11 protein-coding genes are annotated in these 18,448 nt (G+C 45.2%); 9 read left to right on the top strand and 2 right to left on the bottom strand.

All coding sequences use genetic code 11. The features are described 5' to 3' along the window. Nucleotides 1–3 precede the first annotated feature (3 nt). From AC59IL_RS03375 to AC59IL_RS03335, 9 genes are all read left to right on the top strand, one after another. Complete coding sequence (locus AC59IL_RS03375) at nucleotides 4–1,746, top strand: RagB/SusD family nutrient uptake outer membrane protein (RefSeq protein ID WP_496550667.1); 1,743 nt, start codon at nucleotides 4–6, stop codon at nucleotides 1,744–1,746. Between the two features lie 13 nt (nucleotides 1,747–1,759). After that, nucleotides 1,760–3,109, top strand: a complete 1,350-nt coding sequence (locus AC59IL_RS03370; RefSeq protein WP_496550666.1) for an alkaline phosphatase family protein — start codon at nucleotides 1,760–1,762, stop codon at nucleotides 3,107–3,109. Nucleotides 3,110–3,364: 255 nt separating this feature from the next. Then, entirely contained in the window at nucleotides 3,365–4,690 is a 1,326-nt protein-coding gene (locus tag AC59IL_RS03365) for an MFS transporter (protein ID WP_496550665.1), read from the top strand. 265 nt (nucleotides 4,691–4,955) lie between these two features. Next, nucleotides 4,956–5,966 carry a 2-hydroxyacid dehydrogenase gene (locus AC59IL_RS03360; protein WP_496550664.1) on the top strand — a complete coding sequence of 337 codons (1,011 nt, stop codon included), beginning with the start codon at nucleotides 4,956–4,958 and terminating at the stop codon, nucleotides 5,964–5,966. Between the two features lie 25 nt (nucleotides 5,967–5,991). Next, on the top strand, nucleotides 5,992–7,440 hold the full coding sequence (locus tag AC59IL_RS03355; protein ID WP_496550663.1) for an FGGY-family carbohydrate kinase: 1,449 nt from the start codon (nucleotides 5,992–5,994) through the stop codon (nucleotides 7,438–7,440). A 177-nt stretch (nucleotides 7,441–7,617) separates the two neighbouring features. Next, a complete protein-coding gene (locus AC59IL_RS03350; RefSeq protein ID WP_496550662.1) occupies nucleotides 7,618–9,075 on the top strand; it encodes an FGGY-family carbohydrate kinase in 1,458 nt (485 codons plus the stop codon). Continuing rightward, on the top strand, nucleotides 9,068–9,664 hold the full coding sequence (locus AC59IL_RS03345) for a histidine phosphatase family protein (protein ID WP_496550661.1): 597 nt from the start codon (nucleotides 9,068–9,070) through the stop codon (nucleotides 9,662–9,664). Before AC59IL_RS03350 ends, AC59IL_RS03345 begins: the two co-directional genes overlap by 8 nt. 159 nt (nucleotides 9,665–9,823) lie before the next feature. Then, entirely contained in the window at nucleotides 9,824–12,880 is a 3,057-nt protein-coding gene (locus AC59IL_RS03340; RefSeq protein WP_496550660.1) for a glycosyl hydrolase, read from the top strand. Nucleotides 12,881–13,180: 300 nt separating this feature from the next. Beyond that, complete coding sequence (locus AC59IL_RS03335; RefSeq protein ID WP_496550659.1) at nucleotides 13,181–13,717, top strand: ulvan lysase-like protein; 537 nt, start codon at nucleotides 13,181–13,183, stop codon at nucleotides 13,715–13,717. Between the two features lie 21 nt (nucleotides 13,718–13,738). Here the strand turns inward: AC59IL_RS03335 and AC59IL_RS03330 are convergent, their stop codons facing one another. After that, entirely contained in the window at nucleotides 13,739–14,173 is a 435-nt protein-coding gene (locus tag AC59IL_RS03330) for a response regulator (RefSeq protein WP_496550658.1), read from the bottom strand. A gap of 187 nt (nucleotides 14,174–14,360) precedes the next feature. After that, on the bottom strand, nucleotides 14,361–18,104 hold the full coding sequence (locus AC59IL_RS03325) for a chemotaxis protein CheB (RefSeq protein WP_496550657.1): 3,744 nt from the start codon (nucleotides 18,102–18,104) through the stop codon (nucleotides 14,361–14,363). Nucleotides 18,105–18,448 lie beyond the last annotated feature (344 nt).

The following is an 18,448-nucleotide window of genomic DNA, read 5'->3' as shown; positions in this document are numbered from 1 at the left end:
AAAATGAAAAAACTAATTTATATCATCATAACAGGTTTGGCCGCCGGTACAGTGGGTTGCAAAAAGGGCCTTGACCTGAAGCCATTTGATAAATTATCGCCCGAAACAGCATTTAAAACCGAAAAAGACCTGCAGTTATATGCCAATTCATTTTACCTGATATTGCCAACCGGTAATGATATTGTTCGGGGCGATGCCATGAGCGATTACCTCGTAGGCCGTTCATTGTCGTCGTACATATATGGTGCTTTCAATTCAACTATGGCAACGGGATGGAGCTGGGACAATTTGCGTAACGTGAATTATTTTCTGGAGCATTATCAGCAGGCAACCATACCGCAGGAAGGGCTTGATCATTATGCAGGCGTGGCCCGTTTTTTCAGAGCATGGTTTTACTTCGAAATGGTAAAAAAGTTTGGCGATGTACCCTGGTATAACAAAACACTGACGGTAAACGATCCTGATTTGTACAAACCACGCGACGCTCGTACACTCATTATGGACAGCGTGCTGGCCGATCTTGATTTTGCCTGCGCTAAAATACGTTCCACCAAAGACAATACCGCTTCGCAGATAACCAAATGGGTGGCGCTGGCGTTGAAATCGAGGGTTTGTTTGTTTGAAGGTACCTACCGTAAATATCATACTGAGCTTGGTCTTGCTGCCACTGCCGGCAAATGGTTCACCGAATCAGTTAACGCAGCGCAGGAACTGATCAGCAGCAGTAAATATAAAATACATATCAGCTCACCGGTTGAGGCCAGCTATCGCGATTTGTTCAGAAATGAAACACCCGAAGCCGAAGAAGTGCTGCTGAGTGCCGTGAACAGTAAAACCCTGCGCATATTCAACGATGCCAACTGGTACTGGACAAGCGCCACCTATGGCGGACGTTTTAGTTTGATCAAAACATTTGTAAATACTTACCTCAACCAGGATGGCACCCGGTTTACCGATCAGGCTGCCTATAATGAAATTCCGTTTGTGAATGAAGTCAGGAACCGCGATTACCGGTTGCAGCAAACCATACGCATGGGCAATTATACAAGAGACGGAGCGGTAGCGCCACCCGATTTTACGTATACTTACACTGGTTATATGCCGCTGAAATTAACGCTCGATTCAAAAGCTACCGATGGCGTGGCGGAGAATTACAATTCACTGCCCCTGATACGGTATGCCGAAGTGTTGTTGAACTATGCCGAAGCAAAGGCCGAGTTGAATGCGTTTACGGCGGCCGACTGGGATAAAACGATCAAAGTATTAAGAGCAAGGGCCGGTATCACCGGTTTAACTATGCCCGTTACGGCTGATACATACCTGCAGCAAAAATATTTTCCCGATATAACCGATGCGGTTTTGCTTGAAATAAGACGCGAACGCGGTATTGAGCTGGTGCTCGAAGGCTTCCGGTACGATGATCTGAAACGCTGGAAGGCAGGCAAACTACTCGAAATGCAATACGATGGCATGTATGTACCGGCGATGGATACACCGTACGACCTGAATGAAGATACAAAACCCGATGTGGCTTTTGTGACCAAAGTACCGGCCACCAAAATACCGGGTGTGTACTATTTTATTATCGACGGACAGCAATTCAAATTATCAGAAGGTACCAAGGGCAGGCTAATACTGATGGATAACCTCACAAGAAGTTATGAAGATTATAAATACCTGTACCCGATCCCTTATGATGAAATTGTATTGAACCCGGCATTGCAGCAGAATTCACAATGGAAATAATATGATGCATACAATGAAAAATAAACTGTTTCTGGTTACTGTTCTGTTGATTTTTGCAACAGCTGCATCAACGCATGCGCAGCGGGCAAAATATGTGATCATGATCTCTATCGATGGTTTGCGCCCAGATTTTTACCTCGATCGTTCGTGGGGCACCGTTAATTTAAATCAGATGATGAAGCAGGGGGTATATGCCCGGGCTGTTACCAGTGTGTTCCCGAGTTTTACCTATCCTTCGCATACCACTATGGTCACCGGCGCTTTGCCCATTCACCATGGAATATATTATAACAGTCCGTTTATACCGGTCGATACACCTGGCCGTTGGTATTGGAACGAAAGCGATATAAAAACACCAACGCTATGGGATGCAGTACATAAAGCAGGTATGAAATCGGCTGCCATTACCTGGCCGGTTAGTGTAGGCGCGCCTATCGATTATAATATTCCCGAAACATGGACGTGGCCCAATGGCACGGCCGATGACCGCCTCGCTGCCAGCAGCAAACAGGCAACACCTGCCGGTTTGTTCGAAGAGTTGCAGGAAAATGCTACCGGCAAACTGCAGCCGAATGATTATAATCTCAATTCGCTGGTAATGGATGAAAATGTAGCGCGCATGGGCGCCTATCTTTTCCGAACCTACAAACCCAATCTGCTGGCATTGCACCTGGCCTGTGTTGATCATGCCGAGCATGAAGAAGGGCGCGATGGTGATGGCGTACGAAGAGCCGTGGCCGGGGCCGACCGCGCTGTTAAAACATTGCTCGAAGCTGTTGAAAAAGCCGGTTTAAAAGACAGTACTGCGGTGATCGTATTGGGCGATCACGGACATTTTGATATTCATACGAGTCTGCAACCTAATATCTGGCTAAAAGAAAACAGTTTTCCGATGCCAACGGAAAAAGATAAAAAATGGAAAGCGCTGTTTCACACAGCAGGTGGTTCCGCTTTTTTGCATCTTGAAAATCCGAAAGACAGCGCTACGCTGCAAAAAGTACGAACCATCATAAACAGTTTGCCGCCTGCGCAAAAAAGACTGTTCCGTGTAATTGATCGGGGCGAACTGCAGCAACTCGGTGGCGATCCGCATGCGGCATTGGCATTGGCCGGTATCAACGGAGTGGTGTTTGGTGCATCTGACAAAGGACCGGCTGTGAAAGCAGCGCATGGCGGTACGCATGGTTTTGTGCCCGATATGCCCGGTATTGAAACCGGTTTTATAGGTTATGGCGCCGGGTTTAAAAAAGGAACCGTAATTCCGGTAATGAGTCTCGCAGATATTGCACCGGTAGTAAGCGAATTGCTGGGTCTTGATTTTACAGCACCCGATGGCATTTTGTATCCCGGGTTGTTAAAGTAAAACACTGGTGGTGCAGATCATTTAATACGTATCAGTTTGAGGTTGACAAAAGTTGATAAGTTAACAAGTTGACAGAAGTTGATCAGTTAACAGGTTAACATAGTTGATATGTTAAAGACTGGTTACAAGTTACAGGTTTCAGGTTACAAGGAGTTCCCTGTAACCTGCAACCTGAAACCTGAAACCTGAAACCTGTGACATTACATGGAAGTACCATTGACGATTCAATTTAAAAACGAAACAACATACTAACTAATGAACACGATTGCTGCTAACAATTCAATGGCCGACAGGGCCGGTATTCCCCGCCAGCTGATCTGGGGATATGTAGGTATATTAATTTTTATGATGGGTGATGGCATGGAAACCGGTTGGTTGAGTCCGTACCTCATTGGCAAAGGTATGTCGATTGAACAATCGGCTACGTTGTTTACTGCTTACGGAGTAACCATTGCTGTGTCGGCCTGGTTCTCGGGTGTGCTGGCTGAGGGATATGGGCCCAAAAGAACGATGCTGGCAGGATTGCTGTTATACCTCGCAGGTACCCTTGGTTTTGTTGGGTATGGCCTGCAACAGCTGAATTATCCTATTATGATTGTTACCTATGCGGTTCGCGGCTTTGGTTATCCGCTGTTCGCCTATTCCTTTATGGTTTGGATCGCTTATCAAAGTCCGAAACAAAAACTGGGCAGGGCAGTGGGCTGGTTCTGGTTTGTGTTTACCGGCGGACTGAATGTGCTGGGCGCTTTTTATTCAAGCTGGGCCATTGAAAAACTCGGTTACATCAATACGTTGTGGAGCTCGGTGTTTTGGGTGCTCATCGGAGCATTCTTTGCATTGGTGCTGAATAAAGCATCATTTAAGCCCGGTGGTACCACCCCCTCCATCCCGATCCCGATGCATCGGGAGGATGGCAGGGTGGAGGCCGCAAAGGAATTGCTGAAGGGACTGACCATCGTAAAATCAGCACCCAAAGTGCTCATCGGTGGCATTGTTCGTATCATCAATACCACAGCGCAGTTTGCTTTTCCGGTGTTTTTACCGATGTATATGGCTCAGCATGGGTTCGATACTACTACCTGGTTAAAAATATGGGGCACTATATTCACCAGCAACATCATCTTTAATTTGATTTTTGGTTTTGTGGGCGATCGTTTGGGGTGGCGCAATACCATTATGTGGTTTGGCGGTATTGGCTGTGCTGTTACTACCCTCGGTTTGTATTATATACCACAGGTAGCGCCCGGCAATTTTGCCGTGGTATTAACCGCCGGCATATTATGGGGCGCCTGTTTGGCCGGATATGTTCCTTTATCGGCCCTTGTTCCATCACTGGTGAAAAAAGATAAAGGCGCTGCGATTGCCATCTTAAATCTGGGTGCCGGATTACCCGTTTTTGTGGGCCCTGCGATAGTAGGTTTGTTCATTGGTGTGGCAGGCAATGAAGGCATCATCTGGATTTTAGCGGTGCTGTATTTTATCAGCGCCCTGCTTACAAAATTTATTACGCTGCCCGATAATGCAAAAACATTGCATCATGTGCAGGAAGAAAATGTGACAATTAGCCAATTCGCAAATTAGCAAATTGGTGAAGCAATCTCGTTTAGATAGGCTTTGTCCCGTTAGGGACATGGATGTTGGTAGATGTTTATAACCAGGTAAAACCGTCCTGTAGGGACGGAATATCAGGTGTATAAAATTGATAATTCATTTGGCTGATCCGGATCTCGTCCCTACGGGACTTTTTAAAAATTATGTCGTTTTCTATTTACCGACATTTTGATGCCTAACGGCATCTTACGAAGCAGGAGAAAAATCAACATTAGGAAAAACAAAAATAGCAACTATGAGAATTTTAGTAACGGCGCCTTACAACGAAAACGGGTTGAAGGAACTGCAGGAACAGGTTGGTGAGGTGATTTATAAGCCATGGAAACCAAACGGACGCGCTTATTATGCCGATGAGTTAAAAAGTCTGTTAACCGAAACAGCGGCCGATGCATTGATAACCGAGCATGATCATGTAACGGAAGAAGTAATACAGGCGCATACACAATTACAGTTTATCGGCGTTTGCCGCGGAACGCCTTCGAATGTAGCCATTGCAGCCGCCACACAGCATGGCATTCCCGTTTTTTATACGCCCGCCCGTAACGCACAGGCGGTGGCTGAAATGTTCATAGCAAATGTGATCACTTTAATGCGCAATACGATTGCCGGCATCGACTGGTTAAAGGGCCGTAACTGGGCCGAGGGTGCTCATACATCGTACCTGCAGTTCAAAGGAAATGAACTGGCCGGTAAAACCATTGGTATGGTTGGGTTTGGCGCTATTGGTCAGCTTATTGCCGGTATGCTGAAATGCTATCCCTGCCCCGTGCAGTTTTATGATCCCTATGTAGGCGATCATGATAAAACGTATCGTGCGGTATCGCTGAACGAATTGTTCGAAACCAGTGATATTGTATCGGTACACCTGCCGGTTACAGAACAAACAAAAGGCATGATTAATTATTCGTTGTTGTCGAAAATGAAACCAGGGGCCATATTTGTAAATACTGCCCGGGCTGTGGTGGTAAAGCGCGATGATCTGTTACGGGTGCTGGAAGAAGGGAAAATCAGAGGCGCGATACTGGATGTATTTGATCACGAACCGCCCGATGAAACAGATTATAAAATAATCGATCATCCGAACGTGCTTGCCACACCCCATATTGCAGGCGCAACCTTTGAAGTAGAAGATCACCATGTATCTATTTTAAATAAAACACTGATCGACTGGTTCGTGCAAAACAAAAAAACAGCAGCAAGGCTGGCCAATAAAGAATTGTTAACCGCTATACATCCGTTGAGTTAGTACGGATGCATAAAAACAAATGAAAATGACAGCAAAAGGCGCCTATTTAATTATCGACATCGGTACAGGCAATGTTCGGGTTGCTGCAGCAGGTATCAATGGCGATGTGCTGGGTGTTGCCCGTGAAGATATTCATTATAACAGGGATGATAAATATCCCGATGCCCTGTACTTTGATCCCGGATTATTGTGGAAGCAGGTAACTGACCTGGCCCGTACCGTACTGCAGGCATTGCCCGGTATTACCATTAAAGCAGTAACGGCTACAAGTCAGCGCGAAGGCATTGTGTTGCTGGGCAAAAACGGCGAGTCGCTGATAGGACTTCCCAATATCGATCACCGCGGCAGGGAATGGGAAGATGTATTACCCGATAAAACCATTGTTTATAAAATTACAGGCCGTTACCCCACCTCATTGTTTTCGGCTTTTAAACTGCTGGGCATAAAAAAACGCTGGAAAGAAATATGGCAATCGTGCAGCAATTTTGTAAGCATCAGCGACTGGGTCGAATACCGGTTAAGCGGTGTAATAAAATATGAACATTCACAGGCATCGGAAACGCTGTTGTACGATGTTGCAGCTAAACAGTGGTCGCAGGACCTGTGCGATCTGTTCGATCTGGATAGTTCGCTGCTCCCTTCGCTGGTAAATTCAGGCAGCATTCTGGGGCCTGTATTACCTGCTATAGCCGATGCGTTAAGCATTTCAAAAGATGCTGCCGTTATTGTGGGCGGCGGCGATACGCAGCTGGCCATTAAAAGCACACAGCCTGCTGTTGAAGATATTGTAATTGTTTCAGGCACCACTACGCCCATCGTTAAACTGGTTGATACCTATATGCTCGATGCGCAGCAACGCACCTGGACGAGCCGCGATATTGAACCCGGCCGTCTGGTGTTTGAAGCCAATGCCGGCGTAACCGGATTGAATTTTCAACGGTTGAAAGAAATTTTTTATCCCAATGAAAATTATGCGGTGATAGAACAGGAACTGGCTGCCACCAAAGACGCCTTTTGCATGGCTTCGCTCGGTTCGCTGGTGGCCGATGAAAAAACGCCGTTGATCAAAGGCGGATTTATATTTCCCACGCCTGTGTCGCACCAGCTAACACGCGCGCATTTTGTGTGGGCCACTATGCTCGATATTGCCTGTTCCATTGCTGAAAATTATAAAATATTATGTGAGGTGGCCGGTCACCAGCCCGATTATATATGGGCCTGCGGTGGTGGTTTGCAAAGCATTGCCCTGCGTAGTTTGCTGGCAGGGTTGCTGAATAAGAAAGTGCAGGTACGATATGGATTTGAACAGTCATCGGTAATAGGCGGTGCATTGATTTGTAATGAAGCGCTACAGGTTAGTGCCGATTTCAAAAGCACCATCGAAGTAGTGCATCCACAGCAGCAGAATTATTATGCGGCGTTGTATAAAGAATGGAAGAAAACGCGCTCGCTTTTTAGAAATGTTACAGGATAGAAGTTACAAGTTTCAAGTTACAGGAGAGGAATGCGTTACCGGTTACCAGTTTCCGGTTTCCCGGATACCGCAACTGGATACCTGCAACCAGTAACCGGTAACAGGTAACAGGTAACTGGTAACCGGCAACTGTTTTCAGGCGCAGCATATTGCAAAATAGTAACAACCAATAATAGTATGGATAAACCTTATTTCATTGGCATAGATGTGGGCACACAGGGCGCCAGAGCCGTATTGATCGATGTAACCGGTAATGTGCTGGCCAGTGGTGAACAGACTTTCCCCTTGAGTAATCAGTCGCGCGAAGAGCAATCGCCCGGACAATGGTGGAGTGATTGTATGTTATGTTTACAACAGGTGCTTGGCGAAGTAAGGGCGCATATCGATGTATCGCAGATAAAAGCCATTTCGGTCACCTCTACTTCAGGAACTATTATTCCCCTGGGAAAAGATCTTCAGCCATTATACAATGCCATCATGTACAGCGATCCGCGTTCGGCCGAGGAAGCAGATTTTTGCAAAAAAGTAGCGCTGGGGGCTAACAGCGTAGGATATACGGCTTTTAATGCCAGCAGCGGATTGCCAAAAATGCTTTGGTTCATTAACCGGTATCCCTCTGCAATATCACGGTTAGAAGGATTCATACATGCAACCGATTTTATTATCGGAAAATTATGCGGCCGTTATACCATAACCGATTATACCAATGCATTGAAATCGGGGTACGATGTTCGCAACAAACAATGGCCTTCGTATATATGGGAAAAACTGCCTTTGCAAAAACAATGGTTGCCTCAGGTGCAACCATCAGGCAAAGTAATAGCAACTATTTCACCCGCTTTGGCCAATATGCTTGAGTTACCCGCCACCATACAAATCGTAGCCGGCATGACGGATGGTTGCGCCGCACAAATTGCTTCGGGTGCAGTGAAAGTGGGCGACTGGAATACCACCATCGGCACCACGCTCGTGGTAAAAGGCGTAACCACGCAGGAAATCGATGATCCGCATGGCCGCTTATATTGCCATCGACACCCCGAAGGATACTGGATGCCCGGCGGCGCCAGTAATACAGGGGCCGATTGGGTTACCCGCGACTTTGGCGCCGATTTGAAAGAACTGACTGCGCAGGCCCAAAAAATTATTCCAACCCGTTACATGGCCTGGCCGTTAAAACAACAGGGCGAACGTTTTCCGTTCATCGCCCCGCAGGCCACCGGTTTTGAACCCGATGGATTATCGCGTGCAGCCTTATTTGCCGCCAATATGGAAGGCGTTGCCTATATTGAGCGTTATGCGTATGAGGTGATTGAACAACTGAGTGGTGAAAAAGTAGCTGCCGTTTATACCGCCGGCGGAGGCAGTAACAGCGACGTATGGTTGCAGATAAGAAGTAGTGTATTACAACTGCCGGTATATAAAATGAAGCATGTAACGGGCGCTGTAGGAGCTGCTATTATAGCTGGTTCGCAAACCCATTTTAATTCTTTATCAAACGCAGCCAAAGCGCTTACGCAAAGCGAAAAGGAAGTGCATCCGAAAAAAGAATGGATGGCTGTTTATGATGACAATTACCGTCAATTCATAAACATGCTGGTTGAAAAAGGTTATATCAGAAAAACACAATATGCTTAATATCTATTTGATCAGGCACGGACAAACAGCCTGGAATGCCGATAACAACAGGTATTGCGGAAGAACGGATATTCCACTCACCGAAAAAGGGGTGCAGCAGGCAGAAGCATTGCGGCAGCAATTACAAAAAATAAAATGGGATGGTGTTTTTTCTTCGCCTCTGCAAAGAGCGTTCATAACTGCACAGATTGCTACGGGGGCAACGGTGGTAAAAGACGACCGGCTGATAGAAGCCGATTTCGGTTTGTGGGAACAAAAAACAAAAGAGGAGTTTATTGCAGAGAATGCAACCTTATGGAATAACTGGATGAAAGATCCTTCAATCAATAGGGCAGGGGGCACCGGTGAAACAGCTGCTGAAATAGTGCAGCGGGTGAACGATTTCTTCAATTCATTGCAACAACAATATACCAGCGGCAACTTTTTAGTGGCCGCCCATAACGGCGTAAACCGTTTTTATCTGGCGCATAAACTGGGTATGCCCCTGCGCAATTACCGCATGTTGCTGCAGGAAAATTCTGCCGCTACTATGTTTACACTTGATAATGAAGAAGGGTTTATTTTACGATATCTTAATTCAAAATTTTAAGCTAAGAGATAAAAAGAGAAGAAAGAGTTTAAAAGAGAAGTTCAGTTACTTAACACGTTTTTTGAATGGATACCTGATAAAATTCTAACAGGGAGATATTAAATAAAATCTCCTTTTTCTCTTTCTACTCTTATACCCTCTTAGCCCAAAAATAATTTTATGAATATCAACCGGCGAAAATTCCTGGCATTGGGTTCTATGACGGCGGCGCAGGTGGCGGCTGTTCGTTTGGTAAGCGGACAAAGTAATTTCAATAATTGGTTACAGGAGAATGAACAATTCTTTACGATATCGCCATCATTTACTGATCTGAAACAAAAATTTATAGCGCCGGGACAGGCTTTTCAACCCGGATGTTACTGGTGGTGGTTCAATGGTCTGGTTGATAAGGAAGGGATCACCAGAGACCTGGAGGAATATAAAGCAAAAGGTATGGGCGAAGTGCTGCTGATCAATTCGGCAGGTGGTTTGGGCGGCGCCCAGGTGCCGCAGGGCGCTAAGTTCCTGTCTGCCGAATGGCGCGAACTATTTCGGTATGCTTTACAGGAAGCCCACAGGCTGGGCATTAAAATGGGCGTGAACATGAGCTCGGGCTGGTGTATGGGCGGCCCGTGGATTAAACCACAACATGCCTGCCGCTGGTTCCTGCAATCAAAATTGTCTGTGACCGGTCCGCAAAAATTCTCGGGTAAATTACCGTTGCCGGGTAACCGCGATGGATACGATCACTTAGTAAATGCGCCGGGATGGAAAGATTATATCGACCTGCCGCTTGAACAACTCGATTATCGTGATACGGCCGTAGTGGCTATTCCGGCATCGAATAACAATTCACTCCTCAACGATAATAGAAAAGAATTGTTTGCAGCAAAAACCAATCGCAAAGATGCCAGTAATTTCATCAAAGCGAAGGATGCCATGGAGCCGGTGATAACACCCTGGACTGTATCGCCCGATGATCAGCCTGTTGCTATTGATAAAGTAATTGATTTGACCAACCTGGTAAAAGCCGGTGGACAACTCGACTGGGATGTGCCACCCGGTGAATGGATCATCATTCGTACCGGGCACAGAATGACAGGTTCAAAAGTGATGATCGCCCAGCCCGAAGCCAGCGGGTTATCGGTCGACTGGCTGAGCCATGAAGGAGTAGATCAGCAATTTGAAAATCTGGGTAAAGTGTTGTTACAGGAAGCCGGCGACCTCGCCGGCAAAACTATGATGTATTTTTGTGATGACAGCTTTGAAGATGGCTTTCCCAACTGGACAGAAAATATCATACAACAATTCAAAAAATACCGGGGATACGATCCCACGCCATATTTGCCCGTATTGAACGGTTTTATTATCGGCAGCGCCGCTATATCAGATCGCTTTTTGCACGACTACCGTAAAACTGTAGCCGACTGCATGGCCGATGAACATTATAAGCGTTTTGCTGAGCTATGTCATCAGAACGGACTGCAGGTGCAAAACGAAGCAGCCGGGCCAAGCCGTTCAGGTACCATGTGTATGGATTCCTTAAAAAATCTCGGCCGTAGCGATATGCCGCAGGGAGAGTTCTGGCTGGGCGGGCGCCACGATGAAGAAGGAGGTCTTGATGAATCACTCGGGTATGGCATGGTTCGTTTGGAACAGGGACAAAATAAAGTAACCAAAATAGTTTCTTCGGCCGCGCATATTTATGGTAAAAGAACCGCTTCGGCCGAATCATTTACTTCTTTCCGTCACTGGAGCGATTACCCCGGCAATATGAAACAGGGGGCAGACCGGGCTTTTTGCGAAGGCATCAACCGGTTTTTGATGCATACATCAACGGCTACACGTCCACGCGATGGTAAACCCGGTTATGAATATGGAGCAGGCACGCACTTCAATCCCAATGTAACGTGGTGGAACCTGAGTGGCGCGTTTTTAGATTATATCAGTCGTTGCCAGTATTTGCTGCAGCAGGGATTGTTTGTGGCCGATATTTTATATTATAATGGCGACTGGGCGCCGAATATTGTAGCTCCCAAACATACGGATGCATCGGCCGGCAAAGGATACGATTACGATGTTTGTAATGAAGAAGTGCTGCTTACGAGGCTATCGGTAAAAAATGGCCGGCTGGTGTTGCCCGATGGCATGAGCTATCGCCTGCTGGTATTGCCCGAAAACAAAAGGATGCCGGTGCCGGTTTTGCAAAAGATAAAAGAACTGGTAAATGCCGGCGCTATTGTAGTGGGGCCAAAACCGGAACAGGACCCCGGGTTACAAAACTTTCCAAAAAGCGATGAACAGGTAAAACAACTGGCGGGTGAAGTGTGGGGTAACTGCGATGGTGTTTCGATAAAAGAACATGTATACGGAAAAGGAAAAATATACTGGAATGTTCCGGTGCAACAGATACTGAAAGATAAAGGCATTGGACCTGATTTTGTATATACCGATAGCAATGCCTGGATCGACTTCATTCATCGCAGTGTGGGCGATACCGATATATACTTTATTGCCAATCGAAACAATCGTGAAGCAACAACTGATTGCCGTTTTCGCATTACAGATAAACAACCTGAAATATGGGATGCGGTAACAGGTGAAATGAAGGCAGTGGATTTGTACAATGTTGCGGGGGGGTATGTAACTATTCCTCTGCAATTTGCTCCATTTCAGTCGTGGTTTATTGTTTTCAAAAAAGCAGCCGGTAAAAAAACTGTTGCATTGAAAAACACCGCTAAGAACTTTCTTTCGTTCACTTCTGTATTGTCATTAACCGGTTCGTGGATGGTGCATTTTGATGAAAAGTGGGGCGGGCCTGCTGCCATTGAATTCCCTTCACTCGAAGACTGGACCAAACGACCTGAAGAAGGCATTAAATATTATTCAGGGAGCGCTAATTACGTTAAGCGGTTCGATATGCCCGGTATAGTGCCTGGTAAAAGATATTTTATAGATGCTGGAGTTGTAAAAAACATTGCGCAAATAACACTCAACGGAAAAAAGCTGGGTGTTTTATGGACGGCTCCATGGCGTATTGAAATTACCGGCATCGTAAAAGCAACGGGCAATACACTTGAAATAGAAGTTGTAAACCTTTGGCCGAACCGTTTGATCGGCGATGCTGCGCTGCCTGCTGAAAAAAGATTAACTCATACCAATATTGAATTTAAAAAAGATGCACCCCTGCTGCCATCAGGATTGCTTGGGCCCGTTGTAATAAGCGAAGGAAGGTAGATAGCTCTTCGAAGTTTGCAGCACTGCAAGTCTCGAAGATCCTTCAAAATTCTATGCAGGTTTCGCATATCATATTGCAAATTCTGCAGATTGATATATGCTCAACATATCGTGATTTTGCATTTCTTCATAAAAGTACACGGCAAGTGAAATTATTTCACGATATTCATTACTGCTGATGTCAAAAAATATTTAACGCGTGGCCATTACGTACAGGTAACAAGTTACACTATGAAACGTGTGGATCACCGGCAGCATGAAAGTTCTGTTACATAAAAGCCACATTATCAGTGTACGGATATGGGCAAAAACCAACTTGTAGAAACTCTGCAAAAGCAGGGAATTAATGATTTACAGTCAACCTGCCTTACACCTGCGTTTGAAGCATTGGTGCATGGCAGTGTATTCTCCACTGTTCATGACCCCGCAGTTTCCGTTGAGTATCTTGAAAGCGCTCGCGGACTTATCTGTAATTCCCATTGCTGCCTTGTCGATGAAAGCGGCTATACACTTCCCGATTCTCCAAACTGTGAAATCCGTTATAGTATTGTGGGCAATGAATTTGTTATTCAGGCAAAATATGTGTCATTGCAACATTTGCAATCTGTAAAGTTTGTTTTGCCAATAATTTGCAATTACAATGAAAAAGCCTGGCCCGTTTCGCCAACAAGGCTCGATGTGATCAAGTCGGGCACCGTAGTGAATATTGAAGCCAATAAGCCTTTTCAAACCACCAGCCTTCAATCCGATAATGAATTCACGAATACGCCCGGCAACAATACGATCAGGCTCGAGTTTGCTTATAATGAAATAGAAATAAAAATCCGGGTCGCGTAACCCGGAATGTGTTTTGTTGTTTTAACTGTTGGCGCGTTGTTCGTGTAGTGAAAGATTGCAATAGGAAAAAAGCTGCTGAATGGTTTGGTTAAGGTATTTATAACTCATGGGTTTGGTAATACAATCGGTGCGGAAATTTTTACAAAATTCAATATCCGATACGTTTGCCGAAGTGGTGAATATTACAACAGGGATGTCTTCCCATTTCGAGCTGCTTCTGATGCGTTCCAGTGTTTGTTTCCCGTTCATTTTAGGCATGTTCATATCGAGCATGATCAGGGATGGATACGGTTTGTTCTCCTGCTCAAGCCGGTTCAATATTTCAATGCCTTCTTCGCCGCTTTGCGCTTTTAGTATGGTAATGCCCGGATAAAGATTGGCAATCGATTCACCGAATATCAGTAAATCATCCGGGTCATCGTCAATATACAATATGGTAGTTGGTTCGTTTATCATATTTCAGGTAAACATTTACATAATTGGTGTATAAGGAATATAGGTGAACAGGTAATCGTGAAGGTAACGGAAGATAAAGTAGTTGACGGCCTGGTGCGGTGAAACTCTTTAAATGTGTATATAGCAATTGTTCTGCCAAATTTTGATGGCATGGTATAACTGCATGGAATATAATTAGATGCAGGCATTACTTTATAATTAATTCGTCCTTTAATGGGCTTCCCTCTGCAATGATGCGCTCAGGTTGTTTTTCGGGTAATAGAATAACAAATTCAGCTCCTTCATTTTCACGGCCGGTGGCGTTAATAATTCCGTGATGCCGCTCCACGATCTTTGATGCTATGGCAAGTCCTATTCCTGTGCCTTCATATTGTTCCTTACTGTTCAGCCGCTGGAACAGCGAGAATATTTTGCGCGAATACTGTTCGTCGAACCCTATTCCTTCATCTTTAATACGAATTTCAAATATCCGGCTCTTTATATCCTTTAATTCAGGGTATATATTCCCGGGAAAGCTTTTGGCTGTAATAGATATAACCGGCGGCTGGTTGAGCTTATGAAACTTCAGTGAATTGGCAATGACGTTTTGAAATAGTTGCCGCATTTGTCCGCCTACAGCCTGCAGCACCGGAAGCCGGGAAGTTTGTATGCTTGCTTTTTTTTCAGTGATCACGAGGTCAAGGTCCTGTAAAATTTCATCAACGATCTGGTTCAGGTCAACATCCTCGAGCAGGTTTTCGCTCGATAACCGGGAATATGATAACACATCGTTGATGAGGTTGGTGGCCCGCGAAGAGGCGTGCATAATGCGGTCGATATAAATCAACAAATTGCCGTTGATTTCGCGGGGGAACTCGTCTTTAATCAGGCCGGTAAAGAAATGGATCTTGCGCAGCGGCTCTTTCAGATCGTGTGAAGCTACGGATGCGAATTGCATCAGGTCGGCATTGCTGGCTTCGAGCTTTTCGTTCAGCAGGCGCTGTTCTTTTACTTTTTGTTCCAACTGGCCATTCAGTTCCCTCATGCCTTCTTTGGCAATCAGCAGTTCATCGTAATTTTTGCGCAGCTTTTCTTCGGCATCTTTGCGCAGCGTTATATCTGATAACACCAGTACAAAACCCTGCTGCATTTTGTTAATTCGCGCCTGGTACCAGTATTTGCGGCTGTTTTTACTAAACGTTAATTCCATCGATGCCGGCTGACCCGACTGAATAACGCCAATATATTTTTGAAAAATTTCCGGGGTAGCCAGTTCGGGAAAGTCGTTTTTCAGGGAAAGCCCATCTTCTTTCAGGTGACGGCCGAAGCTGTGCCAGGCGGTGTGGTTGGCTATAGTGCAAATAAAATCGGTTATTTCTTTTGCATCATTTTGTGCTGCTTCAAAAACAAAGATCGGGTTGGCGCTGGCATCGAACACGCTTTTAATAAGCGTGTTCAGGTTTTTGGTGGCCGAAATATCAACCATTGTAATTACCAGTCCGTCGCGTACTTTATCCTGGCGCATATAGGGCAGCACCCGCAGCAGATGCACCGAACCATTGCTTAATTCAATTTCACGCTCAATAACAGCGCCGGTTTTGTTTGCTCTTTTTACATCTTCAAAAAAAGTGCTGGCTGTGATCTGGTGGGTAATATGCTCAATCGGCCGGCCGATATCGCCCTCGATGATATTGAAAACAGCGGCTGCTGCATTATTAAAACGCCTGATACGCAATTTCTGATCAAGAAAAATTTGTCCTATTTGTGATGTTTGCAAATAATTGCTGATGTCATCGTTCAGCTCAACCAGTTCTTTGATCCTGATCTGATGTTCGGTGTTCAGGGTATGCAGTTCTTCATTGAGCGACTGTAATTCTTCATTTGAGCTTTGCAGTTCTTCATTGGCCGATTGCAGTTCTTCGTTTGAGCTTTGCAGTTCCTCATTGGCCGTTTCAAGGCTTTCGATGGCCATTTGCAGGTTGGTACGTGTTTCGCGTAGCTCTTCTTCGAGCTGCACTACATATTGATCTTTTTGCAACAGGCTCATATCATGAACAGGCGTTTGTATTTTTTCGCCTTCTGCTGTGCAATCGCCGAATACAACCAGCGAATACATGCCGTTACTGGTTTCGCGGGGCGGATAAATAAAAATGTCTATCAGCCGTCGCTGATCGCCCAGGTTCACCCTGATATTGCGGATCGCCTGACTTTTATTTTCTTTCAATGATTTTCGTATGGTAGCGCTTAAAATGCCGGCCAGTTCGGGAGGCGCCATTTTAAGTATGTTCAATGAGCTTAGTTTGTCGGGCAGCGACAAAAACTTTTTAAAATTACCGATACCGTCTTTTATCTCGTAGTTTTCATTGATATATATGCCTGCGTAGCCCAGTTTGTCGGCCAGCACCTTTATAACATCTTCTACCAGTTGAACATCTGTTCTGATTTTGGCCGCAGGTAAACTGGTAAACGAGGCCAGCCGGCTACGGGTTGCAGTCAGCACGTTGCGCGTGAACGAATTATGATCCGTGGTGCGCTGGTATAATTTCCATTTATTATTTATTTCGGCAAAACCTTTTCGTAACAGCGACGGATTTTCACTGGTTCCCAGAAACAGGTAACCGCCGGGGTTTAACGCAAAGTGTAAGGTAGATAATACATTTTCCTGCACAGCCGGATTGAGATATATAAGCAGGTTGCGGCAGGTAACGAGATCATTTTTTATAAAGGGCGGATCTTTGGTAATATCATGAGTGGCAAATACAACCTGTTTGCGAATACGGGGTATGATCATCATACCATCGTCGGTTTCGGTAAAATACTGTTGTAAGATCTTTTTTTCGAGTCCCAGCAACTGGTTATGCATATACCGGCCGCGTGATGCAGCTTCAATGGCTGTTTTATCGATGTCGCTGGCAAATATTTTTACATCGAGGGTTTTGTTCAGCTGCTGTAGTGCTTTATCAATTAAAATGGCCAATGAATACGCTTCCTGGCCGGTGCTGCAGGCTGTAACCCATACTTTCAGCGAGTCGCGTTCTTCCTTGTTTTCGATGATCATTGCAATGGCCTGCTGGTACAAACAATTCCAGGCATCTTTATCGCGAAAGAAATTGGTAACGCCAATAAAAAATTCCTTTGTAAGTAATGCCGGTTCTTCATCGTGTTTAAGCAGGTATTGCTCATATTTTTCAATATCATCGATCTTCAGCATTTGAATGCGACGCGTAATGCGGCGAAAAATGGTTGGCTTTTTATATTGGGTAAAGTCAAATCCGGTTTTGCGATGAACGATGGTAAGGATCTGCTGAACGAATTCATTGAATTTTTCAGATGGCGGATTTTTTTGCGGTAATATTCCGTCGATATAATTTTCAACCTGGTTAAAAACATCACCCGGCGAAACTATGAGGTCAACATATCCCGATGCAATGGCGCTTTTGGGCATTCCGTCGAACCGCGCTGTTTCGGGCGACTGCACCATTACAAAGCCGTTGTTATTTTTGACGGCTTCGATGCCGCGGGTGCCATCGGTACCGGTTCCGCTTAGCAAAACGGCAATGGCATAACTACGTTGATCTTCGGCCAGTGATTGAAAAAAGGTGTCGATAGCTGTATTGGGTCCTTTGTCGTATTCTTTTTCGGCCAGCATGAGCATGCCTTTGTGAATACTGAGCTCTTTATTGTTGGGGATCACATACACTTTTCCCGCCTCAACCCGCTGGCGATGCCCTGCTTCTTCAACGGGCATGTGCGTATGCTTTGCCAGCAATTCAACCAGCAAACTTTTGTAATCGCTCGAAAGATGTTGTACTACAATATAAGCTATATTAGTACTGTCTGAAATATGATCAAACAGTTCGTTGATCGCTTCAAGTCCGCCTGCCGAAGCGCCGATACCAACTACATACGTATCATCCTGCTTAATGGAATTATTCTTTGATAAAAATAGCATAGGTATTAAAAAAAATATCTTTCAATGATGGCGGTTCTCAGGGGATACTGTTCTTCAAATTTTGGGTGATGCTAATTTTATACCAGCATGGCCGGTGATTTTCGGTAGGTAGTTTGAATGGTAACAAATGGTCACGAGCGGCGGGCTACATATGCCTGGCCGGTGGAGGTGGGTTAACTTTAGGGCATAGTTGTAAAAAGGGGGGTACCCTGATTTACAGTTTTCAAATTTATATAAGAGGATAGCAGAAAAAATATAGCCACTCATTCAGGTTGTTTTTTTTTAAGCATATTTTAATGCTCATTGTAGCTATATAAAATTTGTGCCACGGGGTTATGATGCTC

The organism is Niastella sp. sgz303648, from assembly GCF_059587045.1.
The sequence above is the reverse complement of the archived record's forward strand: the minus strand, read 5'-3'. Positions and strand labels throughout refer to the sequence as shown.

What these genes read in the sequence shown, in the direction of transcription:
- AC59IL_RS03335 (WP_496550659.1), top strand. Translation starts at nt 13,181, where the DNA reads ATGGGCAAAAACCAACTTGTAGAAACTCTGCAAAAGCAGGGAATTAAT.
- AC59IL_RS03375 (WP_496550667.1), top strand. Translation starts at nt 4, where the DNA reads ATGAAAAAACTAATTTATATCATCATAACAGGTTTGGCCGCCGGTACA.
- AC59IL_RS03355 (WP_496550663.1), top strand. Translation starts at nt 5,992, where the DNA reads ATGACAGCAAAAGGCGCCTATTTAATTATCGACATCGGTACAGGCAAT.
- AC59IL_RS03360 (WP_496550664.1), top strand. Translation starts at nt 4,956, where the DNA reads ATGAGAATTTTAGTAACGGCGCCTTACAACGAAAACGGGTTGAAGGAA.
- AC59IL_RS03340 (WP_496550660.1), top strand. Translation starts at nt 9,824, where the DNA reads ATGAATATCAACCGGCGAAAATTCCTGGCATTGGGTTCTATGACGGCG.
- AC59IL_RS03350 (WP_496550662.1), top strand. Translation starts at nt 7,618, where the DNA reads ATGGATAAACCTTATTTCATTGGCATAGATGTGGGCACACAGGGCGCC.
- AC59IL_RS03345 (WP_496550661.1), top strand. Translation starts at nt 9,068, where the DNA reads ATGCTTAATATCTATTTGATCAGGCACGGACAAACAGCCTGGAATGCC.
- AC59IL_RS03365 (WP_496550665.1), top strand. Translation starts at nt 3,365, where the DNA reads ATGAACACGATTGCTGCTAACAATTCAATGGCCGACAGGGCCGGTATT.
- AC59IL_RS03370 (WP_496550666.1), top strand. Translation starts at nt 1,760, where the DNA reads ATGAAAAATAAACTGTTTCTGGTTACTGTTCTGTTGATTTTTGCAACA.
- AC59IL_RS03325 (WP_496550657.1), bottom strand. Translation starts at nt 18,104, where the DNA reads ATGCTATTTTTATCAAAGAATAATTCCATTAAGCAGGATGATACGTAT.
- AC59IL_RS03330 (WP_496550658.1), bottom strand. Translation starts at nt 14,173, where the DNA reads ATGATAAACGAACCAACTACCATATTGTATATTGACGATGACCCGGAT.